Below are 22,935 nucleotides of genomic sequence, written 5' to 3'. Positions count from 1 at the left end.
GGCCGCCGGAAGGCAGCGCCGCCGCGTGCAGCAATCCGTCCTTCCGGGGCGCCGAAGGCGAGCCCGGAATCCAGATCCGCCCGACAGGCCGGGGGAGACGGACCCGTCCTGCCGGCAGCGCGATTCTGGATTCCGGGCTCCGCTCCGCGGCCCCGGAAGGACGGGTTTGTTCGTTCCGGGTCGAGCGGCGCTCAAGCCCGGACGGGTTTGGAACAGAACACGAACATTACCCGGCCTCGCGGCCGAGCGCAACGAATCGCGCCCGCTCCTCCGGCGGCCCGAGGCCGCGGGGGCGCCAGACGTGACGGTCGAGGAAATACCCCGTCAAGGTAAACCCTTGTGCAACGCCGTCCGGACCGGGGGAACCGCCGGCGTGCAGGAAGGTGGGAAGCGCCAGCAGGCGATCGCGGAACGGCTCCCCCGCCGAGGCGCTCACCGCCCGCCCGCTCTTCGGCGAGACGTAGGCCAGGGCGTCGTTGCCGCCGGTGGCCGCGCAGGCGGTCAGGTCGAGGCCGAAGCCGAGTTCCGACAGGATCGCCAGCTCGAAGCGCACCATCAGGGGCGGGGCGATGGCCGGGTCGTCGAGGTGCTCCACCAGGATCCCGGCGGCCTCGTAGAGGGCGGAATGCGGGTCGCGCTCGGGCAGCAGCCGCAGCAGCGCCGCCATGTGGCCCATCCCGTAGAGCGCGAGGCTCGACGCGATCAGGCGCGAGACCTGCGAGTCCAGGGGCTCCACGGCGTACGAACCGAGGCCCTCGTCGAGGCGCGCCCGCCAGCTCAGCCGCACCCGGTTGCCGGGCTGCAGCACCGGCTGCATCCGGCGCGAGCGACCGCCGTGCACGAGGCCGAGATGGCGCCCGTGGCTCTCGGTCATCGCCTCCAGGATGACGCCGGTCTCCCCGTGCCGGCGCAGGCCCAGAACGATCCCCTCATCGGTCCACTGCATCACGCAGAGATAGGCATTCCGAGGCCATCTTGGCAGCCACGATCGCGACTGAAAAAATTCCTGACCCGCGGCGAAAACGCCTACGATGCGGCGTGCCGGATCGATTCGGGGCCCTCGTCCCGTCCCGATCGGCGAAACGCACTGGGGGATGTCGGGCAATGCCGGGGTTTTCGGTCCGCGAGAGGGGTCGTGACGGACGGCCTTCCGCGCGACGCCGGCGCGATCGGAGGCTGGTCCGATGCGGCCTCATCGCGCTGGCGCTGGCCGCGACCCCGGCAGCGGCGGCCTCGAAGGCGAAGCCCGCGGCCGAGGATGCCCCCTCCCCCGCCCTGCGGGCGCGGATCGCGGCGCTGACCCTGAAGCAGGTCGCCTTCGGCTCGATGTCGCTGCTGCCGGTGCGGTTCGAGGGCAGCCGACTCGCGGGCCCGATCGAGGACGGAGGCCGGGTGATCTACTGCGTGTCGAGCCGCATGAGCGGCCGGACCTTCGGCAAGCCCGAGCGGCCGAGGGTGGCGCTGCGCCACGAGGCTGACCGGCTCGCGGTGATCGACGACGACGAGGCTTGCAGCGGGCACCGCAGCCAGCCGTTCCCCGAACTGGAGATCCTGGGCAACAAGCCGTGACGCCTCCGCGTTGACGGCCATGCCCGCGACCGCCCGCGCCCTCGACCTCAGCCTCGACCTCATCGCCCGTGCCCATGCCGTCCCGGTGCCCGACGATCCGAGCGCCCTCGACGTGCTGACCGACGCGGAGCTGCGCCCGGGGCTCGACGCCATCGTCGCCGGCCGTGAAGGCAGCGACCTCTGGGTCTTCGCCTACGGGTCGCTGATGTGGAACCCGGAATTCCCGGTGGCGGAGCGGCGGATCGGGACGGTCCGCGGCTTCCACCGCCGCTTCTGCCTGCTCCAGCGGCGCTTCCGCGGAACGCCGGACCGCCCGGGCTTCGTCCTGGCGCTGGACCGGGGCGGTCTGTGCCGGGGCGTGGCGTTCCGGTTGCCCGGCATGGAGATCCGCGAGGCCCTGATGCCCGTCTGGCGGCGGGAGATGCGCGGCCGCGGCTACGTCGCCCGCTGGCTGCCGGTCGCCACCGAGGCCGGGACCGTCCCGGCCCTGACCTTCCTGGCCAACCGCGCCAGCGACCGCTACGCCGGGCGCCTCTCCGATGGCGAGATCGCCGACAAGATCGCCGCCGCCTGCGGGCACAAGGGACCGAGCGCCGAGTACCTGTTCCGGACCGTGGAGGCCTGCGAGCGCCTCGGCATCCGCGACCGGCACCTCTGGAACCTCCAGGCCCTGGTGGCCGAGCGGCTCAGGACCGGCGCGCCGGCGGCGTGAGCCTCAGGCCCAGGCGCGCTTCATCACGACGGCGACGCGCCCGCCCGCATGCTCCGCATCCGGGTTGCGCGGCTCCCGGATGCCGGGTGCGCGGCCGGTCATGAGATAGACCATCAGGGTAAGGGCGAGCAGGATCTTCGTGCGCATGGCGACGCTCAGGCTTGAGCGAGCGTGCATAGGACCGATCGGTTTTTACGGAGTTGCTGCAATGCACGCAGGCGCTATCGCGGCGCAGTTCCCGCGTTCATGGTGAACGGAGGGTTGCGGCCCGGCCGCGATCGTCTATGCCGCCGGCCCGGTATGTCCCCAGGTGGAGGATGGAATGCGGCTTCGGATCGGCGTGGCCCTGGCGGTCGTGATCATCGCCGCCGCGGCCCTCCTGGCGGGGCCGCTCAGCCGCGGCGAAAGGCTGTCCGACATCCTCACCGGACAAACGCCGCTGCTGGCCGGCGCCGCCCGGGCTCCCGGCGGCACCGCCGACCTCTCCGGAACGGCGGCGCTCGGCACGGACCGGCGCCCGGCGACCCTGCGCGTCGCCTGCGACCCGGCCGGGACCGGCCTGTCGGCGGCCCTGGTCGTGCCGCGCTTCGCCGAGCTGGCGCCGCGCTTCGACGTCACCGGGCTCGAAGGCTCCGGCGGCGAGACGCCGCTCACCGGGATCCTGGTCTCGAGCGCCGGAAGCGTGCGCTCCGTGCGCATGCCCGTCCGGGGCGCGGCGACCGGACCCGATGCGGGCTTCACCCTGACGGTGACGGGGGCCCGCCGCGGCGAGGATCCCCTGCGCGGGGTCGCGCTGGCGCTCACCGAGCCCGGGACCAAGCTGACCTGGACGCAGGCGAGCCCGCGCGCCGGCGACCCGGCCCTGACGGCGACCTTCACCCCGTCCGAGGGCGATTCCGCGGCGCTGAAGGGCGCGCTCGGCGGATGTCTCGCGGCGCCGTTCTGAGCGAACCCTGCTCCGTGCGGCTTCGCTCCGCACGCGAGGAGGGCGCGGCCTCAGCAGCGGTCCGCTAGCTCACCTCCACCTGCACCACCCCCGGCACGGTCCGGAGCTGTCCGGCGAGCGCCGGGCTCGCCTGGAATTTTCCGGGCAGCCGGATCTCCACCTCGCGCTCGCCGCCGTCGAGCTTGAGGATCAGCGAGACCTCGCTCTCACCCCGCATCGACAGCCGCTGCTGCACCGGCGCGACCCCGCGCGGATCGCTCAGATGGATGCGGATGCCCTTCTGGTGGCGGGCCACCGCCTGGTCGAGGGGCTCCGCCGTCAGGATGCGGGCGCGCACGTCCTCGCCCTCCAGGTTCGCCTGGAGCTGGAGCACCAGCGGGCGGCCCGGCTCCAGGATGTCGCGGTACTGGCCCAGACCCTCGGAGAAGATGATCGCCTCGAAATGCGCGGTCCGGTCCGAGAGGGTGACGATGCCCATCTTGTTGCCGGTCTTGGTCCGCCGCTCCGCCCGGTCGAGCACCGAGGCCGCCACCCGGCCGACGCTCGAGGTCCCGGCCCGGACCGCGCGGCAGAAATCCGTCCAATTCTGCACCCGCAGCTTGTCGAGCAGGTCGCCGTACTCGTCGAGCGGATGGCCCGAGATGAAGAAGCCGATCGCCGCGTATTCACGCTTGAGCGTGTCGGCCATCGGCCAGACCTCGTGGGGCGGGATCCGGAGCGAGACGTCGTCCGCCACCACGCCCCCGAACATGTCGGTGACGCCGGCCGATTCCGCCTCCGCCGCGCTGGCGGCGAGCTTCATCATCGGCTCCACCGCCGCGAAGGCGCGCGCCCGGTCCGGCTCGATGCAGTCCAGCGCCCCGGCCTGGACGAGGCTCTCCAGGGTGCGCTTGTTGATCAGCCGCGGGTTCAGCCGGCGGGCGAGGCAGGCGAGATCCTTGAACGGCCGGTCGCCGCGGGCCTCCACCAGCGCGCGCACGGCCTCGCGGCCGACGCCCTTGATGGCCGCGAGCGCGTAGAAGATCTTGCCGTCGCGCACCGCGAACACTTCGCCCGAGGTGTTGATCGAGGGCGGCTCGACCACGATCTTCAGGCGCTGCGCGTCCTGGCGGAATTCGGCGAGCTTGTCGGTGTTGTCGATGTCGAGGGTCATGGCGGCCGCCAGGAACTCGACCGGGTAGTTCGCCTTCAGGTAGGCGGTCTGGTAGGTGAGCAGCGCGTAGGCCGCCGCGTGGCTCTTGTTGAAGCCGTAATCGGCGAACTTGGCGAGCAGGTCGAAGATCTCGTTGGCCTTGGCCTTGGTCAGCCCGCGCTCGGTGCAGCCCTTGAGGAACCGGTCGCGCTGCGCGTCCATCTCGGCGCGGATCTTCTTGCCCATGGCGCGCCGGAGCATATCGGCCTCGCCCAGCGAGTAGCCCGCTAGGACCTTCGCGATCTCCATCACCTGTTCCTGGTAGACGATGATGCCGAAGGTCTCCTTCAGCATCGGCTCCAGCTTCGGATCCGGATACCAAGACGCCTCGTTGCCGGCGTCGCGGCCGAGCTTGCGCTCGCAATAGACCGGGATGTTGGCCATCGGGCCCGGCCGGTAGAGCGCCACCAGGGCGATGATGTCCTCCAGCCGGTCGGCCTGCATCTCGCAGAGCGCCTTGCGCATGCCGGCCGATTCCACCTGGAACACGCCGACCGTCTCGCCCCGGCCCATCGGCCCGTAGGTCTTCGCGTCGTCGAGGGGCAGGGAGGCGAGGTCGATCTCGATGCCGCGCTGCTTCAGCAGGTCCGTGCAGCACCGGAGCATCGTCAGGGTCTTGAGGCCCAGGAAGTCGAACTTCACCAGGCCCGCCTGCTCGACCCACTTCATGTTGAACTGGGTCACCCGCATGCCGGTCTTCGGGTCCCGGTAGAGCGGGACCAGCTCCTCGAGCGGCCGGTCGCCGATCACCACGCCGGCCGCGTGGGTCGAGGCGTGGCGGTGCAGGCCCTCCAGCTTCTTGGAGATGTCAATGAGCCGGCCGACGATCGGCTCCTCCTCCATGGCCTGCTGGAGCTTCGGCTCGCCCTCGATCGCCTGGGCGAGCGTCACGGGGTTGGCGGGGTTCTGCGGGACGAGCTTGGTCAGCTTGTCGACCTGCCCGTAGGGCATCTCCAGCACGCGGCCGACGTCGCGCAGCACGCCGCGGGCGAGCAGCGTGCCGAAGGTGATGATCTGCCCGACCTGCCCCTCGCCGTAGCGCTGCTGCACGTAGCGGATCACCCGCTCGCGGCCCTCGACGCAGAAGTCGATGTCGAAATCCGGCATCGAGACGCGCTCGGGGTTGAGGAAGCGCTCGAACAGCAGGCCGAAGCGCAGCGGGTCGAGGTCGGTGATCAGCAGCGACCACGCCACCAGCGAGCCCGCGCCCGAGCCGCGGCCCGGACCCACCGGGATGTCGTGGTCCTTGGCCCACTTGATGAAGTCCGAGACGATCAGGAAGTAGCCCGGGAACTTCATCGACACGATGACGTCGAGTTCGAAGGCGAGGCGCTTGCGGTAGTCGTCTTCCGAGAAGCCCGGCGCCGTGCCGTGCTGCTTCAGGCGCAGCTCCAGCCCGGCCTCGGCCTGGCGACGCAGCTCGGTCGGCTCGTCGGCCGAGACCGCCTGCGCACCGGCCTCCGACGCCTCCGCCAGCGCGTCCGCCATGGGCGGCGTCTCGCCCGCCGCCACGGCGCCGAAATTCGGCAGGATCGGCTTGCGGGTCCGCGCCCGCACGGCGCAGCGCATGGCGATCTCGACGGTGGCCTGGAGCGCGTCCGGCAGGTCGCGGAACAGCTCGGCCATCTCGGCCCGGGTCTTGAAGGCATGGCTCGCCGTGAGCCGGCGGCGGCGCTCGTCCGAGACGAGTCGGCCCTCCGCGATGGCGAGCAGCGCGTCGTGGGCGTCGTAATCGTCCGGCTTGGCGAAGAAGGGCTCGTTCGTCGCCACGATCCCGAGGCCGTGCCGGCCGGCGAGGTCGAGGAGCGCGGTCTCGATCCGCCCCTCCTCGGGCAGGCCGTGGCGCTGCAGCTCGACGTAGAGCCGGTCCTCGCCGAAGGCCTCCTTGAGGCGCTTCAGGCGGGCGAGGGCCAGCTCGGGCCGGCCGGCCCGGAACGCAGCATCGAGGGGGCCGGCCAGGCCGCCCGTGAGCGCGATCAGCCCGTCCGAGCATCCGGCGAGCGCCGCGGCGTCGAGGCGCGGAGCCTCGCCGAGGGCGGTGTCGAAATAGGCCCGGCTCGCCAGCCGCAGCAGGTTGGCGTAGCCGGCATCGTCCTGGGCGAGCAGGACGATGCCGTGGCTGGTCGGTGCCTGCCGCTGGTGCGGATCGGCGGCCTCGAACGCCACCGAGAGTTGCACGCCGGCGATCGGCTGCACGCCTTCGCCCGCCGCCTTCTCGGAGAATTCCAGGGCGCCGAACAGGTTGTTGGTGTCGGTGAGCGCGAGCGCCGGCTGCCGGTCGGCGACCGCGGCCTTGATCAGGGAGCCGACCTTCAGCGCACCTTCGAGCAGGGAATAGGACGAGTGGACATGGAGGTGGACGAATCCGACCTCCTTGAGCTGGCGTGGCATGGCCGACCTTGTTCAGGGGTCGTGCAGCATCCCCGCTCGGCCGGCTCAAGTCGACGTGCGGCGGGGCCTTCCGGGACGATATCCACCGGCCGTGCTCCGGGGGCACCAGTTCGGGCTGTCCCTGTGGACAATCGGCGCCGAATGGCCGATCGCCTGTGCATAAGTCCCATCGGGCCGGAACCGGAGGGGCTTCCGTCAAAACCGGCTAACGAACCGGTGCCAAGGCTACCGCCCAGGCGCCCACCGCGGCAAACAGCATTCCGAACGCCATGAACTCGGCCATCCCGGTCAGGATCATCCGTTTCATCATCGCCGTGCCTCCTCTGTGCATGGCTCATTATGTTCATGTTTTGTTCTAATGCTAGGCGGCGTTGGCGACGCGGGGTCACATCTCGCGGAGATGGTGAAAAGAACCTTGATGCGCCCCGGCCGGGCTGTCATCTCCCTGGCGGCGCATTGAACGCGTCGTCGGATCGGGGGGTTCGAAGGAGCAGGTCATTCCCGCGATACCGACGGTCGGACGGATCGAGATCGCGCTCGTAGCCGTCGGGACACACGGCGACGTGCTACCGTTCATCGCGCTCGGCCATGAACTCCTGGCCCGCGGCCACGGTGTCAGCCTCGCCGCCCCGGCCCCGTTCGAGGCCATGGCCCGCCGGGCGGGCCTGGCTTTCCAGCCCCTCGGCAGCACCGCCGACTACGACGCAGTGATCCGGCAGCCGGACCTGTGGCATCCGCGCCGGGGCTTCAAGCCGATGTTCGACTTCGCCCTCAAGGTGGCCGAGCCCACCTGCCTGTGGCTGGGCGCCACCCGGGCGCGCACCGCGAACCTGATCGTGGTGGCCTCGCCTCTGAGCTGGGGCGCACGGCTCGCCCAGGATCTCTACGATCTGCCCACCGCCACGCTGCACGTGATGCCGTTCCTGATCGAGAGCTGGTTCGATCCGCCGCGGCTGCCCGGATTGCCGTTGCCGCGCCTCCTGCCCGCTCGCCTGCGCGCCTTCATCAACCGCGGCACCGACAAAGTCGCGGTGGGTCCGTTCACGCTGCCGCCGCTCAACGCGCTACGCCGACGCCTCGGCCTCGACCCGGTCCGCCGGCTGCGCCATTGGTGGAACAGTCCCACCGCCATGCTGCTGATGTTCCCGGACTGGTACGCCGCCCCGCAGCCCGACTGGCCGGCCCAGGCGGTGCAGCTCGGCTTCCCGCTGGTCGACCGCTTCGGCGATGTCCCGGCCATGCCGCCGGAACTGGAGTCGTTCCTGGCCGCGGGCCGGACCCCGGACGATGCGCCGATCGTGTTCACCTACGGTTCGGCCATGCGCCAGGGGGCGGGCTTCTTCCAGACCGCGGTGCAGGTCTGCCGGCGGATGGGCCGCCGCGGCGTCCTGCTCGCGCCGCAGGGCGGCCAGATCCCGGGGCCGCTGCCCGACGGGATCATCCACGTGCCCTACGCGCCCCTGAGCGCGCTGCTGCCCCTGAGCGCCGCCCTGGTCCATCACGGGGGCGTGGGGACCGTGGCACAGGCCCTGGCCGCGGGGGTGCCGCAACTCGTCGTCCCAGTGGCGTTCGACCATTTCGACGAGGGCCGGCGCCTTAAGGACCGGCGCCTCGGGGCGACTTTGAGCCGCCGGATCTTCCGGCCGGCTCGCGCCGCCCGGGTGATCGGCCGGCTGCTGGCCGATCCGGAGGTGGCCCGCGCCTGCGCGCAGGCCAAGGCGCGCATCGCGGAGGGTCGCGACGCTACTGCGGAGGCCTGCGCGCAGGTCGAGGCAATCGCCGTCGCGAACGGCTTGGGGACGCCGAGTCCACGCAGTGATGTGGGCCGCGATGTGGGAAGTCCGCGCCGCGCCCGGGCGGAACGCCGCTGGACGGCCTGAAACCGGGGCCGCGTCGCTGACCCCGGTCGCAGATCGTGTCAGCTGCCATCTCGCGTCGCCGGGCCGCCGGGCTCTCAGAGCCCCGATGCGCGGCTGCGGCAATGCGGGGTCAATGGCTCAGGAGGAGGCTTGCCGTGCCGATCACTGTCGCGAGCAGGCCGCTCACGAAAGCACCGATCATCGCGTAGGAGACGACCTTGAGCTTCATCTGCACTGGCCTTCCGGATCAGCAGCGGTTGCCGCCGGCGGTCTGCCCGTACTGTTTCACGAGGCGGGTCTGCTGGTTGGCGTTGCCCTCGGCGGCCGAACTCATCGGGCAGCCCTCGTAGTAGGGATTGTCGTGGACGCCGAGGCCCAGCGTGCCGGTGGTCTCGGGCGTGTAGGGCGCGAAGCCGGTCCAGCGGGCCTCACCGGCCAAGGCGGACGAGAGCGGGGCGGCGCCAAGGACAAGCGCGGTTAGGGCGATGGCGATACGGTTCTTCATGGCAAGGCTCCAGAGATAACGCAGTACAGGCCGGTTGTTCGGCTCTGTTTAGTCTTGCGTAATTGCAATATAGTGGGTCGATGTCTTTTGCGGGGTGTCTCCCCGCACGTGGCGCGATGGATTAAAAGACCCGTGCCCCAAGGGATGCCGGCAGCGCCTCGGGTTCAGGCCGGCGATGCCGCGAATGCGGCCATCCAGGGTAACCAGAAGCCGCTGGCGCGATGCGCGGCCGGACGTTCGGGATGTTCGAGGGCGCGAGATCCGGCAGCCGGGAAGCCCGCAGGGCCGCCGCCCTGCAGCTTTTCGTCCGGCGCGGTCGTTCGGGTCGCGGGACGGGCGGCCGCGACCCGAACGACCGCGCCTACGATCTGCGAATGGCGCGGGCGGTCGAGCGGATGAATCCGGAGCGGGGCGACGCGCCGCTTCGCATGGGCGAGGACGAAGAGCCGGCTTCGGCCCGCGCCGGGCGGTTGGCCGATATCCGTTCCGATTGAGGCCTTCGAGGCCGCTCGCAGCATCATCGCGCGCGCGGCGCGGTGATCCAGGGCAGTGCGACCTTCGACGTGCGTCCCTGAATTGCACCGCTCCGCTCACAGCGAGGCGGTGCAGAAGGCATCTGGCGCGAACCGGATCAGTCGAGCGGCGTGATCAGCCCGTCGCGGATGGTCACCCGGCGGTCCATACGGGCGGCGAGGTCCAGATTGTGGGTCGCCACCAGGGCGGCGAGGCCCGAGGCGCGGACCAGGGCCATCAGCACCGAGAAGACGTGCCCGGCCGTGCCCGGGTCGAGATTGCCGGTGGGCTCGTCGGCGAGCAGGAGCCGCGGGCCGTTGGCCACCGCCCGGGCGATCGCCACCCGCTGCTGCTCGCCCCCCGACAGCTCCGCCGGGCGATGCGGCAGGCGCTCCTTGAGGCCGAGGAAGCTCAGGAGTTCGGTGGCTCGGGCTCGGGCCTCCGGGCGCTTCAGGCCGCGGATGAGCTGGGGCATCACCACGTTCTCCAGGGCGGAGAATTCCGGCAGCAGATGGTGGAACTGGTAGACGAAACCCATCTCCTCGCGGCGCAGGCGGGTGCGCTCGGAATCCGCCATCGCGGCGGTGGGCTGGCCACCGATGTAGATCTCGCCGCCGTCCGGCCGCTCCAGCAGGCCGGCGAGGTGCAGCAGGGTCGACTTGCCGGCGCCCGACGGCGCCACCAGCGCCACCAGCTCCCCCGGCCAGATCGCGAGGTCGGCCCCGCGCAGAATCTCCAGCGCGCCCTCGGCCTGGGCGTAGCGCCGCTCGACGCGGGAGAAGAACAGGGCCGGCACCGGCTGGTCGCCGGTCGTCTGGCTCGAATCGCTCATCGGAAAGGGGCCCGTCAGCCGTAGCGGAGGGCCTGCACCGGATCGAGCCGGGCGGCGCGCCAGGAGGGATAGAGCGTCGCCGCGAGCGACAGCAGCAGCGAGGTGATCACCACGGCGGTGATCTCCTTCGGGTTCATCTGGGCCGGGATCTCGGCGAGGAAGCGCACGGTGGGATCCCAGGCGCCCGGAAACAGCACGTGCTGGATCGGCTTGATGTTGAGCGTGATCAGGATGCCGAGCGCCAGCCCGCTGAGCGTGCCGACCACGCCGATCAGGGCGCCGTTGATCAGGAATACCCGCATGATCGTGCCCGGCGTCGCCCCCATGGTGCGCAGGATCGCGATGTCGCTCGACTTGTCGCGCACAAGGAGGATCAGCCCGGAGACGATGTTGAGCGTCGCCACCACGACGATCAGACTGAGGATCAGGAACATCACGTTCCGCTCGACCTCCAGGGCTCCGAAGAAGGTCCGGTTGCGCTGGCGCCAGTCGGTGAGCAGGATCGGGCGTTCCGCCGCCAGTTCCAGGGGCTCGCGCATGTCGCCGACATGGTCGGGATCGTCGACGTAGATCTCGATCATGCTGACGTCGCCGTCCTTGTTGAAGAAGGCCTGCGCCTCGGCGAGCGGCATGAACACGAAGGTCTGGTCGAACTCGGTCATGCCGACCTCGAACACCGCCTTGACCGTGTAGCTCTTGGTGCGCGGCGCGGTCCCGAAGGGCGTTGACGAGCCCTTCGGCGTCACCAGCGTGATCGTGTCGCCGGCCTGCAGGCCCAGCGTGTCGGCGAGCCGCCGGCCGATCAGGACGCCGGTGCCGTCATCGAAACCCTCCAGGGTGCCGCCGCGGATCGAGGTGGACACGGCCGCCAGGGCGTCGAGATCGGCCGCCCGCACGCCGCGGATGATGACGCCGGAGCCGCCGTACTGCGACGAGGCGAAGGCCTGTCCCTCCACCAGCGGCACCGCCGCGCGCACACCCGCTACCTTCGACAGGCGCTCCGAGAGGTCGGTCCAGTCGTCGAACGGTCGGTCGATCGGCGTGGCGAAGAGGTGGCCGTTGATGCCCACGATCTTCGACAGCAGCTCGGCGCGGAAGCCGTTCATCACGGAAAGCACGATGATCAGCGTGGCGACGCCCAGCGCGATGCCCAGCACCGAGAAGAACGCCACCACCGATACGCCGCCACCCCGGCGCCGCGCCCGGAGGTAGCGGCCGGCGAGGATCCACTCGAACGGCGCGAAGGGCGCGGTGCCCTCGCGGAACGAGGCCGCAAAGAGGCCCTTCAGCCGGTCCATCGCCGCCGATGCCGCCATCTGCCCGCCTCAGACGCGCCGGATGCGCGCCAGCAGGTCGACGGTCGCGAGGCTCTCGCGCTCGCCGCCGGCACGCCGCTTCAGCTCCACCTTGCCCTCGGCCAGACCCTTCGGCCCGACGATCACCTGCCAGGGCAGGCCGATCAGGTCTGCGGTGGCGAACTTGGCGCCGGGGCGCTCGTCGCGGTCGTCGTAGAGCACCGACAGGCCGGCGGTCTCGAGGTCTGACTGGATCTGCGCGCAGGCGGCGTCGGTGGCAGCATCGCCGACCTTGAGGTTGATCAGCGCCACGTCGAACGGCGCTACCGCGTCCGGCCAGATGATCCCGGCCTCGTCGTGGCTCGCCTCGATGATCGCCGCCACCAGCCGGCTCGGGCCGATGCCATAGGAGCCCATGTGGACCGGGCGCTCGATCCCGTCCGGCCCGGCGACCTTGGCGCCCATCGGCTCGGAGTACTTGGTCCCGAAATAGAAGATGTGGCCAACCTCGATGCCGCGGGCCGCGAGGCGGCTCTCCTCCGGCACCTCCGCGAAGGCCTCCGGCTCGTGCATCTCCTCGGTGGCCGCATAGTGCGAGGTCCAGGCATCGACGATGCCCTGAAGAGCGGCGACGTCGTCGAAATCGACGGTCTCGGGCGGGATGTCGAAGTCGAGATAGGCCTTGTCGCAGAAGACCTCGCTCTCGCCGGTCTTGGCCAGGATGATGAACTCGTGGGACAAGTCGCCGCCGATCGGGCCGGTATCGGCGCGCATCGGGATCGCCTTGAGGCCGAGGCCCGCGAAGGTCCGCAGGTAGGCCACGAACATCCGGTTGTAGGCGTGGCGGGCGCCGGCTTGATCGAAGTCGAACGAGTAGGCGTCCTTCATCAGGAACTCGCGGGAGCGCATGGTGCCGAAGCGCGGCCGCACCTCGTCGCGGAACTTCCACGAGATCTGGTAGAGGTTCTTCGGGAGATCCTTGTACGATCGGACGCTCGCGCGAAAAATCTCGGTGACCATCTCCTCGGCGGTGGGACCGTAGAGCATCTCGCGCTCGTGCCGGTCCTTCAGGCGCAGCATCTCCTTGCCGTAGGCGTCGTAGCGACCGGATTCCCGCCATAGCTCGGCGGATTGCACCGTCGGCATCAGGATCTCGATGGCGCCGGAGCGGTCCTGCTCCCGGCGGATCACCGCGCAGACGCGCTCCAGCACCCGCAGGCCGAGCGGCAGCCAAGCGTAGATGCCGGCGGCTTCCTGGCGGACTAGACCGGCGCGCAGCATCAGCCGGTGCGAGACGATCTCGGCTTCCTTGGGCGTCTCGCGCAAGGTTGGCATGAAGTAGCGGGAGAGACGCATGTCGGCAGAGTCTTGGGAGAGGATCCGGCCGGGAGGAGCCGCGGCGCGCCGGCACACAACACGCCGGAGACGCAAATTACAAGCACTGCGGGACCAAGGCGCGGCGTAATCGCGGCGAAGCGGTGGCGTTGGGGGCGTCCCGGAGGATCTCTGCCCAGGCTGGAAGCGGTCTGCCCATTTGCCGGCAAGAAAGCGCAGATTTTTCTCGCAGACCCGGTGACAACACGAATTGTTGTTCCTATAAGCGTCGCGCGATGTTTGCGACGCCCGGAAGAGGTGGCGCAAGGTCCGAGTCTCGGGAGGAAAAGCGACCGCCCCGCAGCCAATGCGGAGGATATTCAAAGGTCGAGCCACTGAAGCTTGAAAAGCAAGGCCTCTGGCCTTGCTTTTTTTATTCTTTGCCGCACGCGGGGTCGTCGCCGGCTCGGCCAAGGCCGGTCACCTCTCCCCCCTCGCAGGCTGCCACACTCCGTGTGATGGGGAGAGCGGTGAAAGCGCGGAGAAGCCGCGGCTTCGTCGAGGTTTCGACAGTGCCGGACCGAGCCGTTTACCCGGTGGGGCTTTCGGCCGGGCATGGTCGCGCACGAGGCCCTGTCGCCGCGAGCCCGACCATGCACTTCCAGATCCGCCAAGACGGCGACCGCTGGTCCTGGGTCCTGCTCGGCGAGGCCGACGAGACGATCGCCGAGTCGGACCAGACCTTCCCGTCGGCCGCGCAGGCCTCGGCGGCCGCCCTCGCCTTCGCCCACTTGGTGGCGCGGGCCGGCAAGTCGCTGACGGTGACGCCCTCCGGGACGCTGCCGGGAACGTTGCTCTGATCCGCCCTACAGCCCGGTGAGCGGGAACACCGCCAGGGCGATGAGGAAGGCGGCCCCCGCCACGAGCGTCGTCCAGATGGCTTTCTCGCGCAGCCGCGGCGCCGCGGGCGCGCCCGGGTCCTGTCCCGGCACCACGTGGCTGGGTCGCGTCTCCGGCTGGTTGCGCAGGGGCAGAACCGCGAAGAGCAGCGTCCACCAGACCACGAAGTAGAGGGCGATGGCGCCCCCCACCGTCAGCTTGAACAGGCTCACCCCTGCGGCCACGAAGACGGCCACCAGCGCGGTGATGACGGCGAGCGTCATCGGCGTGGAGCGGGCGAGCGTCGCCATCAACCGGCTCACACCTGTTCCAGCTCGACCAGGGTGCCGAGGAAGTCCTTGGGGTGCAGGAACAGGACCGGCTTGCCGTGGGCGCCGATCCGCGGCTCGCCGGTGCCGAGCACCCGGGCGCCCTGCGCCTTCAGCTTGTCGCGGGCGGCCAGGATGTCGTCGACCTCGTAGCAGACGTGGTGGATGCCCCCGCCCGGGTTGCGCGCCACGAAGGCCTCGACCGGCGAGCCCTCGCCTAGGGGCGCCATCAGCTCGATCTTGCTGTTCGGCAGCTCCACGAACACGACGGTGACGCCGTGTTCCGGCTGCGGCAGGGGTGCGGTGATCGTCGCGCCCAGCGTGTCGCGATAAACCGCGCAGGCGGCATCGAGATCCTGCACGGCGATGGCCACATGGTTGAGACGGCCGATCATGGTTGTTCCTCCCCGTTCGCGCACCGATCGGCAGGTCTTACCTCTCCCATCCGCCGACCTCATCCCAGGGGGCTGCGCAGAAGCTCCGAAGGAGGCCTTCAGGAAACGCGACGCCTTCTGGAGAGCTCCTTCGAGGCCCAGTTCGCGGGCACCTCAGGATGAGGGGGGATGGGTCGGATCTGCCTGGATACGTCGTGTCGGTTTCGTACCCTAAACCTCCACAACCTGCACGTGGCAGGCGGGCTTCTTGCCCCAGACCTCGTTGACGGCGGTGCGCACCGCCCGGTCGACCGTCTTCTCGACGCTCTCCGAGTCCTTGAGCTTGCCCCGCGACATCCCCGACAGGGTCCGCGACACGGCATCCACCACGGTCTCGATCAGCGGCTCGCCGGACCGTCCCCGGTTCGGCAGGCCGATGATGTCCACTGCCGGCTCGCCGAGCACGACGCCGTCCTCGTCGATGGCGATCGCCACCGAGACGAGGCCCGCCTGCATCAGCTTCCGCCGCTCCGGGATCGCCCGGTCCTTCTCGTCGATCAGGACGTCGCCGTCCTTGAACAGGCGGCCGGCCTTCACGTGGTCGATCACCTCCGGCGTGCCGGGGCTCAGGCGGATCAGGCTGCCGTTGCGGGCCTTCACGACGTTCTGCACGCCTTGCGCGCGGGCGAAGCGGGCATGCTCGTCGAGGTGAAGCGCCTCGCCGTGGACCGGGATCGCGGTGCCGGGCCGCGTCCACTTGTACATCTCGACCATCTCGTCCCGGCGCGGGTGGCCGGAGACGTGGACCAGGGCGGTGCGGTCGGTGATCACCTCGACGCCCTGCTCGATCAGGTCGTTGATGATCGCGCCGACGTCGCGCTCGTTGCCGGGAATCGCGCGCGAGGAGAAGATCACCCGGTCGCCCGCGGTCAGGCTGATGTCCGGGTGGTCGCGGCGGGAGACCCGGGCCAGAGCCGCCCGCGGCTCGCCCTGCGAGCCGGTGAGCAGGGCCACGACCCGCTCCCTGGGCAGGCTCTTCCACGAATCCGAGCGGCGGAACTCAGGCAGGCCGTCGAGGTAGCCACACTCGCGGGCCACGTCGATCACCCGGTCCATGGCCCGGCCGACCGCCACGATCTCGCGGCCGCACGCCACCGCCGCCTCGGCGACGGCCCGGATGCGCGCGACGTTCGACGCGAAGGTGGTCACCGCGACCCGGTGGGGTGCCTCGGCGATCAGGGTCTTGAGGGTCGCCGCAACTTCGCGCTCGCTGGGGGAAAAGCCCTCGCGGACCACGTTGGTGGAATCGCAGACGAGCGCCAGGATGCCCTCGTCGCCGAGCGCCGTGAAGGCCTCGGGCGAGGTGACCTCGCCGGCCACCGGCGTCGGGTCGATCTTCCAGTCGCCGGTATGAACCACGAGGCCGGCCGCGGTGCGGATCGCGATGGCGTTCGATTCTGGGATCGAGTGCGAGACCGGCACATATTCGAGCTCGAACGGACCGACGGTCACGCGCCGGCCGGGCTTCACCTCGCGCAGGTCCACCTTCGGGGCGCCGGCCTCGGACAGGCGGCGGGTCTCAAGCAGGTTCTTGGCGAAGCGGGTCGCGTAGACCGGCGCCTTGAGCCGCGACCACAGCTCCGAGATCGCTCCGATATGGTCCTCGTGGGCGTGGGTGATGAAGATTCCGAGCAGGTCCTTGCGCTTCTCCTCGATGAAGGTGAGGTCCGGGTACATCAGGTCGATGCCCGGCATCTTCTCCTCGCTGGCGAAGCCCATGCCGCAATCGACCATGATCCACTTGCGGCCCTTCTCCGGCCCGAAGCCGTAGAGCGCCGCATTCATCCCGATCTCGCCCACGCCGCCGAGCGGCAGGAAGACGAGCTCTTCCTGTCCTGTTGCCATCTGTCGTCGTCCAAACTCAGGCCGCCGTCGCGGCCGATCCGAAATGCACCTCGCCCGCCGTCACGGTATGCCGGTTCCCATCGGGGGCGAGGATCACGAGCCGCCCCCCCTCGTCGATCGTCTCGAACACGCCCGTGAGGGTATGTCCGCCGCTGCGCACCGCGATCTCGGATCCGAGACCGGCGGCCCGCGCCAGCCAATCGGCGCGCAGGGCAGCGAAATTCCGTCCCCGGTCCCAGGCGCGCGCCCGCGCGGCCATCCGATCCGAGAGGTGTTCCAGTAGCGCCTCAGCGTCGACGGCGTAACCCGCCGCCGCCAAGCTTGTGGCGGGAAGCCCGTCCGGAGCCGCCGCGACGTTGACGCCGAAGCCGACGACTACGGCACGCCGGCCGCCCGGCAGCGTCTCGGCCTCCAGAAGCAAGCCCGCGAGCTTGGCGCCGCCGAGCAGCACGTCGTTCGGCCATTTGAGCCGGAGAGATCGGGCGTCCGCCCCGGATCCGGTATCCGGCAGGGTGCCGCAGGCCGCCTGCAGCGCCTCGATCAGCGCCAGCCCAGCCACGAAGCCCAGTTCGGCAAGGTGATCCGACGCCACCCCGGCGACCGGCCAGAGCACGCTTGCAGCGAGGTTTCCCGGAAGGGCCGTCCAGCTGTTGCCGCGCCGCCCGCGGCCCGCCTCCTGCCGGTGCGTCACCACCCAGAGCGGTCCGGTCTCGCCCGCGCGCGCCTGCGCCATCGCCTCCGTGTTGGTGGAGCCGAGGGTGTCATGGACGTGCAGGCGGTGGCCCTGGCTGCGCGCCTCGGGCCCGAGTCGGTAGGGCAAGGCCGTCCTAGAACAGCGACTTGGCGGCCCGGCCGGCGGCGCCGACCAGCGGCCCGGGCAGGAGGAAGAACAGGACCACTACGACGCTCGACAAAGCGAGCACGACGCGCAGGCCCGGGGCCATCGCCTCGTACGGCTCCTTCGGCTCGTCGAAGTACATGATCCGCACGACACGCAGATAGTAGTAGGCGCCGACCACGCTGGTCACCACGCCGATCACCGCCAGCGTCACGAGGCCTGCCTTGATGGCGGCGGCGAAGACGTAGAACTTCGCGAAGAACCCGGCGAGCGGCGGGATGCCAGCCAGCGAGAACATCATCGCCGCAAGGCAGAAGGCGAGCCACGGATGGGTGCGCGACAGGCCCGACAGGTCCTCGATCTTCTCGAACATCACGTCCCGGCGCCGCAGCGACAGAATGATCGCGAAGGTGCCGAGCGTCATCGCGAGGTAGATGATCATGTAGGTGACGAGCCCGCTGATCCCCTCCTCCGAGCCGGACGCCAGGCCGATCAGCGCGTAGCCGATATTGGCGATGGACGAGTAGGCCATCAGGCGCTTGATCGACGTCTGGCCGATGGCCGCGAAGGAGCCCAGCGCCATCGACGCCACCGAGACGAAGATGAAGATCTGCTGCCAGATCGCCGTCACGTCCGGCATCGCGCCGATGAAGACCCGCACGGTCATCGCCACCGCGGCCATCTTGGGCGCCGAGGCGAAGAAGGCCGTCACCGGGGTCGGCGAGCCCTCGTAGACGTCGGGCGTCCACATGTGGAACGGCACGGCCGCGAGCTTGAAGCAGACGCCGGCCGCCAGGAACACGATGCCCAGCACGATGCCGAAGCCGGCATTCTCGTTGAGCGCCGAGACGATGCCGGGGAACGAGACCGTGCCGGTGAAGCCGTAGACCAGCGAGGCGCCGTAGAGCAGCATGCCGGACGACAGCGCGCCGAGCACGAAGTACTTGAGGCCGGCCTCGGTGGACTTCACGTCGTCTCGGTGGAACGCCGCGATCACGTAGGCGGCGAGCGACTGCAACTCCAGACCGAGATAGAGCGCGATCAGGTCGTTGGCCGAGACCATCACCATCATGCCGATGGTGCAGAGCACGATCAACACGGGGAACTCGAACCGGTCGATCCGCTCGCGCTTGAAGAAATCGTGCGCCAGCAGGATCGTCGCCGAGGAGCCGAGCAGCACCAGCGACTTCATCACCTTGGCGAAGCTGTCCGACACGAACGCGCCCGACAGGGTCGTGACCCGTCCGTTCACCGGCTGGGAGATCACCACCGACAGGGCGACGAGGAGCAGGACTAGGGCGCCGATGCTGACGGACTCGGCCGAGCGATCCCCGCGCCACGCGCCGTAGAGGATCAGCACCATGACGCCGATGCCGAGGATCAGCTCGGGCAGGAGCGGCGCCAGCGAGGGCAGGACGGAGTGGACGGTTGTCATGGTGTCCGCCTCAGCGCGGGACCGGCAGCGCCGCGGCGGCCGTCTGGGTGTTCGAGAGGGCGGTCTTGATGCTCGCCATCAGCGCGTCGGTCGAGGGCGCGAACACGTCGAGCACGGGGGCCGGATGCACGCCGTAATAGATCGTCAGCGCGACCAGCGGCGCCAGGATGATCTTCTCGCGGGTGTCGAGGTCCAGGATGCCCTGGAGGTTCGGCTTCTCCAGCTTCCCGTAAACGACCCTTGCGTAGAGCCACAGGGCGTAGCCCGCCGACAGGATGATGCCGAAGGTCGAGAAGAACGCGACGTTCGGGTTCGCCTTGAAGGCGCCGAGCATCGCCAGGAACTCGCCGACGAAGCCCGAGGTGCCGGGCAGGCCGACATTGGCCATGGTGAACACCATCATGGCGACCGCGTAGAGCGGCATCCGCTTCACGAGGCCACCATAGGCCGAGATCTCGCGGGTGTGCATCCGGTCGTAGACCACGCCGACGCAGAGGAAGAGCGCGCCGGACACGATGCCGTGGGAGATCATCAGGAACAGCGCGCCCTGGATGCCCTGCTCGTTCAGGGTGAACAGGCCGAGCGTCACGAAGCCCATATGGGCCACCGACGAGTAGGCGATCAGCTTCTTGATGTCGGTCTGCATCATCGCGGTGAGCGAGGTGAAGATGATCGCGATCACCGACAGGGCGAACACGAAGGGCGCGAAGTCGTGGCTCGCCACCGGCAGCATCGGCAGCGAGATCCGGATGAAGCCGTAGCCGCCCATCTTCAGGAGGATGCCGGCCAGGATCACCGAGCCTGCGGTCGGCGCCTCGACGTGGGCGTCGGGCAGCCAGGTGTGGACCGGCCACATCGGCATCTTCACCGCGAACGAGGCGAAGAAGGCGAGCCACAGCCAGGTCTGCATCTGCACCGGGAAGCGGTACTGCAGCAGGGTCGGGATGTCGGTCGTGCCGGCCTGCCAGTACATCGCCATCACGGCGAGCAGCATCAGCACCGAGCCGAGCAGGGTGTAGAGGAAGAACTTGAAGCTCGCGTAGATCCGACGCTGTCCGCCCCAGATGCCGATGATCAGGAACATCGGGATCAGGCCGGCCTCGAAGAACAGGTAGAACAGCAGCAGGTCGAGGGAGGCGAACACGCCGATCATCGTCGTCTCGAGGACGAGGAAGGCGACGAAGTACTCCTTCACGCGGAAGTGGATCGAGTGCCACGAGGCACCGATGCAGAACGGCATCAGGAAGGTGGTCAGCAGGATCAGCGGCATCGAGAAGCCGTCGACGCCGAGCTTGAACCGGATCGTCTCGGTCAGCCAGGCATGGCTCTCGACCAGCTGGAAGCTCGACGAGGCGGCGTCGTAGCGGTTCCAGGCCACCAGGGAGAGCAGGAAGGTGACGACCGTGGTGGCGAGCGCGGCCCAGCGGCTGTTGCGCGCGACCGATTCCTCGTCGCCGTTCAGCGTCAGGATGAAGGCCGCGCCGCAGAGCGGCACGATCAGCAGGCCGGAGAGGATGCCGAGGCCGAACATCAGTGAGCACCCTTGGGCAGGCCGGACATCAGGTACCAGCTGATCAGGCCGGCGACGCCGATGAGCATCACGAAGGCGTAGTGGTAGAGGTAGCCGGTCTGGAGGCGGACCACCCCGCGGGTGACGTCCACGACGCGGGCCGCGATGCCGTTCGGGCCGAGCCCGTCGATGATCCGGCCGTCGCCCTGCTTCCACAGGAACAGGCCGAAATCCTTGGCCGGGCGAACGAAGATCCGGTCGTAGATCTCGTCGAAGTACCACTTGTTGAGCAGGAACCGGTACAGCGACGGCTGCTGCGCGGCGAGCTCGCCCGGCAGCTCCGGACGGCGGATATACATCCAGTAGGCCAGTACGAAGCCGAGGATCAGCATGATCAGCGGCGAATAGGACACCAGCGCCGGGACCTCGTGGATCTCGTGCATGATGTGGTTGTTCGGGCCGTGCGCCAGGGCGTGGCCCCAGAACGCGTCCATCCCCGCGCCGATGAAGCGGTTGTGGAAGATGATTCCGGCGAACAGGGCGCCGAAGGCGAGGATCGCCAGCGGGATCGTCATCACGAGCGGGCTCTCGTGGGGCGTGTGGTCGCCATGGTGGCCGTGCCCGTGATGGTCGTCGGGGACGACATCGCTCATGTGGGCCGGCTCGATATCGTGGCCCTTGTCGTCGTGGGCGACGCCCTCGGTGTGGCCGGTCGGGCCGTCGGCCTCGTGCGCCATGGTGGAATGCGCGACTGCGGGGGCTGCGTGATGGTCGTGGGCGGCATGGGCGCCCCAGCGCTCAGGACCCTCGAAGGTCATGAAGAACAGGCGCCAGGAGTAGAACGAGGTGAAGAACGCCGCCACCACGACGCAGAGGAACGCGAGCGTGTGCCCAGGACGGGTCGAGGCGTAAGCCGCCTCGATGATCGCGTCCTTCGAGTAGTAGCCGGCCGTGTAGGGGAAGCCGATCAGCGCGAGGGAGCCGATCGCCATCATGGCGCTGGTGTAGGGGATGTAGCGGCGCAGGCCGCCCATGTTCCGCATGTCCTGCTCGTGGTGCATCGCGTGGATGACCGAGCCGGCCCCGAGGAACAGCAGAGCCTTGAAGAAGGCGTGGGTGAACAGGTGGAACACGCCGGCCGAGTAGGCCCCGACGCCGAGCGCCACGAACATGTAGCCGAGCTGCGAGCAGGTCGAGTAGGCGATCACCCGCTTGATGTCGTTCTGCACGAGGCCGATCGTGGCCGCGAAGAACGCCGTGATGCCGCCGATCACCGTCACGACGACGAGCGCGTTCGGCGCCTCCTCGAACAGCGGCGACAGGCGCGCGACCATGAACACGCCGGCGGTCACCATGGTGGCGGCGTGGATCAGCGCCGAGACCGGGGTCGGGCCCTCCATGGCGTCCGGCAGCCACGTGTGCAGCAGGAACTGCGCCGACTTGCCCATCGCGCCCATGAACAGCAGCAGGCAGGCGAGCGTCAGGGCGTTCCAGTCGTAGCCGAGGAAGTGGAAGGTCAGCGTCTTGATTGCGTCGACCTTGCCGAAGATCGCGTCGAACGCCACCGAGCCGGTGAGCACGAAGGTCAGGAAGATGCCGAGCGAGAAGCCGAAATCGCCGACGCGGTTGACGATGAAGGCCTTCATGGCGGCGGCGTTGGCCGAGGGCTTCTCGTACCAGAAGCCGATCAGCAGGTAGGAGGCGAGGCCCACGCCCTCCCAGCCGAAGAACATCTGCACGAGGTTGTCGGCCGTCACCAGCATCAGCATGGCGAAGGTGAACAGCGACAGGTAGGCGAAGAAGCGCGGCCGGTGCGGATCCTCCTCCATGTAGCCCACGGAGTAGAGGTGCACGAGGGTCGAGACCGTGGTCACCACCACCAGCATCACCCGGGTCAGGGTGTCGACCTTGAAGGCCCAGTCGACCTGCAGGTCGCCGGCCGAGAACCAGGACGCCACCTGCACGCGCTCGGCGTGGCCGCCGTCGATGAACACGCCCCAGGCGATCAGCGCCGTGAAGGCGAGGAACGCCGTGGTGATGTACTCGCAGGCCCGCGCCCCGATGTACCGGCCGAACAGGCCGGCGATCAGGAAGCCGATGAGCGGGAAGAAGACGATCGCGTGATACATCGCTCTCTTGCAGTCCGTCCTCCGGGCCGGCCGCGAAGCGGCGGCGTCCGGATGTGAATCGGGGCGGCGGGGAAGGAGGCCCTAGCCCTTCATCATGCTCACGTCCTCGACCGCGATGGAGCCGCGGTTGCGGAAGAACACCACTAGAATGGCGAGGCCGATCGCCGATTCGGCGGCCGCGACGGTCAGCACGAACAGGGCGAAGACCTGTCCGGTGATGTCGTTCAGCTGCGTCGAGAAGGCGACGAGGTTGATGTTGACCGAGAGCAGGATCAGCTCGACCGACATCAGGATGACGATGATGTTCTTGCGGTTGATGAAGATGCCGAGCACGCCGAGCGTGAACAGGATCGCCGCGACGGTGAGGTAGTGGCTCAGGCCGATCATCGTTCGACTCCTCGGGCTTTC

21 protein-coding genes are annotated in these 22,935 nt (G+C 69.4%); 6 read left to right on the top strand and 15 right to left on the bottom strand.

The genetic code is table 11. The features are described 5' to 3' along the window. Positions 1-226 precede the first annotated feature (226 nt). On the bottom strand, positions 227-946 hold the full coding sequence (recO, locus tag MMSR116_RS23795) for a DNA repair protein RecO (protein ID WP_010685987.1): 720 nt from the start codon (positions 944-946) through the stop codon (positions 227-229). Positions 947-1,104: 158 nt separating this feature from the next. On the opposite strand from recO, the gene MMSR116_RS23790 reads away from it, so the two are divergent. Together MMSR116_RS23790 and MMSR116_RS23785 are read left to right on the top strand one after the other, a co-directional pair. Next, complete coding sequence (locus tag MMSR116_RS23790) at positions 1,105-1,569, top strand: hypothetical protein (RefSeq protein WP_010685988.1); 465 nt, start codon at positions 1,105-1,107, stop codon at positions 1,567-1,569. A 19-nt stretch (positions 1,570-1,588) separates the two neighbouring features. Continuing rightward, positions 1,589-2,281 carry a gamma-glutamylcyclotransferase gene (locus MMSR116_RS23785; RefSeq protein WP_010685989.1) on the top strand — a complete coding sequence of 231 codons (693 nt, stop codon included), beginning with the start codon at positions 1,589-1,591 and terminating at the stop codon, positions 2,279-2,281. A 3-nt stretch (positions 2,282-2,284) separates the two neighbouring features. On the opposite strand, the gene MMSR116_RS31465 is transcribed toward MMSR116_RS23785, so the two are convergent. Continuing rightward, positions 2,285-2,428, bottom strand: a complete 144-nt coding sequence (locus MMSR116_RS31465) for a hypothetical protein (RefSeq protein WP_191991834.1) — start codon at positions 2,426-2,428, stop codon at positions 2,285-2,287. Between the two features lie 175 nt (positions 2,429-2,603). On the opposite strand from MMSR116_RS31465, the gene MMSR116_RS23780 reads away from it, so the two are divergent. After that, positions 2,604-3,227: a hypothetical protein gene (locus MMSR116_RS23780; RefSeq protein ID WP_010685991.1), complete on the top strand. Its 624-nt coding sequence runs from the start codon at positions 2,604-2,606 to the stop codon at positions 3,225-3,227. Between the two features lie 64 nt (positions 3,228-3,291). Here MMSR116_RS23780 and dnaE read toward each other — a convergent pair whose 3' ends face one another. Beyond that, positions 3,292-6,810: a DNA polymerase III subunit alpha gene (dnaE, locus tag MMSR116_RS23775; protein ID WP_010685992.1), complete on the bottom strand. Its 3,519-nt coding sequence runs from the start codon at positions 6,808-6,810 to the stop codon at positions 3,292-3,294. Between the two features lie 524 nt (positions 6,811-7,334). Here dnaE and MMSR116_RS23770 point away from each other — a divergent pair. Next, positions 7,335-8,690 carry a glycosyltransferase gene (locus tag MMSR116_RS23770; RefSeq protein WP_083920290.1) on the top strand — a complete coding sequence of 452 codons (1,356 nt, stop codon included), beginning with the start codon at positions 7,335-7,337 and terminating at the stop codon, positions 8,688-8,690. A 226-nt stretch (positions 8,691-8,916) separates the two neighbouring features. On the opposite strand, the gene MMSR116_RS23765 is transcribed toward MMSR116_RS23770, so the two are convergent. Then, on the bottom strand, positions 8,917-9,174 hold the full coding sequence (locus tag MMSR116_RS23765) for a hypothetical protein (protein ID WP_010685995.1): 258 nt from the start codon (positions 9,172-9,174) through the stop codon (positions 8,917-8,919). A 221-nt stretch (positions 9,175-9,395) separates the two neighbouring features. On the opposite strand from MMSR116_RS23765, the gene MMSR116_RS23760 reads away from it, so the two are divergent. After that, positions 9,396-9,668: a hypothetical protein gene (locus MMSR116_RS23760; protein WP_158169113.1), complete on the top strand. Its 273-nt coding sequence runs from the start codon at positions 9,396-9,398 to the stop codon at positions 9,666-9,668. A gap of 137 nt (positions 9,669-9,805) precedes the next feature. Here the strand turns inward: MMSR116_RS23760 and MMSR116_RS23755 are convergent, their stop codons facing one another. From MMSR116_RS23755 to proS, 3 genes are read right to left on the bottom strand one after another with little or no spacing between them, the layout of a single operon-like run. Beyond that, a complete protein-coding gene (locus MMSR116_RS23755; protein ID WP_010685997.1) occupies positions 9,806-10,519 on the bottom strand; it encodes an ABC transporter ATP-binding protein in 714 nt (237 codons plus the stop codon). 14 nt (positions 10,520-10,533) lie between these two features. Further along, positions 10,534-11,817 carry a lipoprotein-releasing ABC transporter permease subunit gene (locus MMSR116_RS23750; protein ID WP_051072279.1) on the bottom strand — a complete coding sequence of 428 codons (1,284 nt, stop codon included), beginning with the start codon at positions 11,815-11,817 and terminating at the stop codon, positions 10,534-10,536. Between the two features lie 27 nt (positions 11,818-11,844). Continuing rightward, on the bottom strand, positions 11,845-13,170 hold the full coding sequence (gene proS, locus MMSR116_RS23745; protein ID WP_010685999.1) for a proline--tRNA ligase: 1,326 nt from the start codon (positions 13,168-13,170) through the stop codon (positions 11,845-11,847). A 611-nt stretch (positions 13,171-13,781) separates the two neighbouring features. Here proS and MMSR116_RS23740 point away from each other — a divergent pair. Then, positions 13,782-13,988, top strand: coding sequence for a hypothetical protein (locus tag MMSR116_RS23740; protein WP_010686000.1), 207 nt, complete (start codon positions 13,782-13,784; stop codon positions 13,986-13,988). Between the two features lie 6 nt (positions 13,989-13,994). Here MMSR116_RS23740 and MMSR116_RS23735 read toward each other — a convergent pair whose 3' ends face one another. The 8 genes from MMSR116_RS23735 to nuoK form a co-directional block, all read right to left on the bottom strand. Further along, entirely contained in the window at positions 13,995-14,318 is a 324-nt protein-coding gene (locus tag MMSR116_RS23735) for a DUF1467 family protein (protein ID WP_010686001.1), read from the bottom strand. A gap of 8 nt (positions 14,319-14,326) precedes the next feature. Continuing rightward, positions 14,327-14,731 carry a methylmalonyl-CoA epimerase gene (gene mce / locus MMSR116_RS23730; RefSeq protein ID WP_010686002.1) on the bottom strand — a complete coding sequence of 135 codons (405 nt, stop codon included), beginning with the start codon at positions 14,729-14,731 and terminating at the stop codon, positions 14,327-14,329. A 210-nt stretch (positions 14,732-14,941) separates the two neighbouring features. Then, positions 14,942-16,615 (bottom strand): ribonuclease J, encoded by a 1,674-nt coding sequence (locus tag MMSR116_RS23725; protein ID WP_010686003.1) that lies wholly within the window; start codon positions 16,613-16,615, stop codon positions 14,942-14,944. A gap of 16 nt (positions 16,616-16,631) precedes the next feature. Beyond that, positions 16,632-17,435: a biotin--[acetyl-CoA-carboxylase] ligase gene (locus tag MMSR116_RS23720; protein ID WP_010686004.1), complete on the bottom strand. Its 804-nt coding sequence runs from the start codon at positions 17,433-17,435 to the stop codon at positions 16,632-16,634. A 7-nt stretch (positions 17,436-17,442) separates the two neighbouring features. Beyond that, positions 17,443-18,888, bottom strand: coding sequence for an NADH-quinone oxidoreductase subunit NuoN (nuoN, locus tag MMSR116_RS23715; RefSeq protein ID WP_010686005.1), 1,446 nt, complete (start codon positions 18,886-18,888; stop codon positions 17,443-17,445). A 10-nt stretch (positions 18,889-18,898) separates the two neighbouring features. Next, a complete protein-coding gene (locus tag MMSR116_RS23710; RefSeq protein ID WP_010686006.1) occupies positions 18,899-20,419 on the bottom strand; it encodes an NADH-quinone oxidoreductase subunit M in 1,521 nt (506 codons plus the stop codon). Then, complete coding sequence (gene nuoL, locus MMSR116_RS23705; protein WP_010686007.1) at positions 20,419-22,527, bottom strand: NADH-quinone oxidoreductase subunit L; 2,109 nt, start codon at positions 22,525-22,527, stop codon at positions 20,419-20,421. Before nuoL ends, MMSR116_RS23710 begins: the two co-directional genes overlap by 1 nt. Before the next feature lie 81 nt (positions 22,528-22,608). Further along, positions 22,609-22,914 carry an NADH-quinone oxidoreductase subunit NuoK gene (gene nuoK, locus MMSR116_RS23700; RefSeq protein WP_010686008.1) on the bottom strand — a complete coding sequence of 102 codons (306 nt, stop codon included), beginning with the start codon at positions 22,912-22,914 and terminating at the stop codon, positions 22,609-22,611. Positions 22,915-22,935 lie beyond the last annotated feature (21 nt).

The organism is Methylobacterium mesophilicum SR1.6/6 (assembly GCF_000364445.2).
Taxonomy (GTDB): Bacteria; Pseudomonadota; Alphaproteobacteria; order Rhizobiales; family Beijerinckiaceae; genus Methylobacterium; species Methylobacterium mesophilicum_A.
The sequence above is the reverse complement of the archived record's forward strand: the minus strand, read 5'-3'. Positions and strand labels throughout refer to the sequence as shown.

What these genes read in the sequence shown, in the direction of transcription:
- recO (WP_010685987.1), bottom strand. Translation starts at nt 946, where the DNA reads ATGCAGTGGACCGATGAGGGGATCGTTCTGGGCCTGCGCCGGCACGGG.
- MMSR116_RS23790 (WP_010685988.1), top strand. Translation starts at nt 1,105, where the DNA reads ATGCCGGGGTTTTCGGTCCGCGAGAGGGGTCGTGACGGACGGCCTTCC.
- MMSR116_RS23785 (WP_010685989.1), top strand. Translation starts at nt 1,589, where the DNA reads ATGCCCGCGACCGCCCGCGCCCTCGACCTCAGCCTCGACCTCATCGCC.
- MMSR116_RS31465 (WP_191991834.1), bottom strand. Translation starts at nt 2,428, where the DNA reads ATGCGCACGAAGATCCTGCTCGCCCTTACCCTGATGGTCTATCTCATG.
- MMSR116_RS23780 (WP_010685991.1), top strand. Translation starts at nt 2,604, where the DNA reads ATGCGGCTTCGGATCGGCGTGGCCCTGGCGGTCGTGATCATCGCCGCC.
- dnaE (WP_010685992.1), bottom strand. Translation starts at nt 6,810, where the DNA reads ATGCCACGCCAGCTCAAGGAGGTCGGATTCGTCCACCTCCATGTCCAC.
- MMSR116_RS23765 (WP_010685995.1), bottom strand. Translation starts at nt 9,174, where the DNA reads ATGAAGAACCGTATCGCCATCGCCCTAACCGCGCTTGTCCTTGGCGCC.
- MMSR116_RS23760 (WP_158169113.1), top strand. Translation starts at nt 9,396, where the DNA reads ATGCGCGGCCGGACGTTCGGGATGTTCGAGGGCGCGAGATCCGGCAGC.
- MMSR116_RS23755 (WP_010685997.1), bottom strand. Translation starts at nt 10,519, where the DNA reads ATGAGCGATTCGAGCCAGACGACCGGCGACCAGCCGGTGCCGGCCCTG.
- MMSR116_RS23750 (WP_051072279.1), bottom strand. Translation starts at nt 11,817, where the DNA reads ATGGACCGGCTGAAGGGCCTCTTTGCGGCCTCGTTCCGCGAGGGCACC.
- proS (WP_010685999.1), bottom strand. Translation starts at nt 13,170, where the DNA reads ATGCGTCTCTCCCGCTACTTCATGCCAACCTTGCGCGAGACGCCCAAG.
- MMSR116_RS23740 (WP_010686000.1), top strand. Translation starts at nt 13,782, where the DNA reads ATGCACTTCCAGATCCGCCAAGACGGCGACCGCTGGTCCTGGGTCCTG.
- MMSR116_RS23735 (WP_010686001.1), bottom strand. Translation starts at nt 14,318, where the DNA reads ATGGCGACGCTCGCCCGCTCCACGCCGATGACGCTCGCCGTCATCACC.
- mce (WP_010686002.1), bottom strand. Translation starts at nt 14,731, where the DNA reads ATGATCGGCCGTCTCAACCATGTGGCCATCGCCGTGCAGGATCTCGAT.
- MMSR116_RS23725 (WP_010686003.1), bottom strand. Translation starts at nt 16,615, where the DNA reads ATGGCAACAGGACAGGAAGAGCTCGTCTTCCTGCCGCTCGGCGGCGTG.
- nuoN (WP_010686005.1), bottom strand. Translation starts at nt 18,888, where the DNA reads ATGACAACCGTCCACTCCGTCCTGCCCTCGCTGGCGCCGCTCCTGCCC.
- MMSR116_RS23710 (WP_010686006.1), bottom strand. Translation starts at nt 20,419, where the DNA reads ATGTTCGGCCTCGGCATCCTCTCCGGCCTGCTGATCGTGCCGCTCTGC.
- nuoL (WP_010686007.1), bottom strand. Translation starts at nt 22,527, where the DNA reads ATGTATCACGCGATCGTCTTCTTCCCGCTCATCGGCTTCCTGATCGCC.
- nuoK (WP_010686008.1), bottom strand. Translation starts at nt 22,914, where the DNA reads ATGATCGGCCTGAGCCACTACCTCACCGTCGCGGCGATCCTGTTCACG.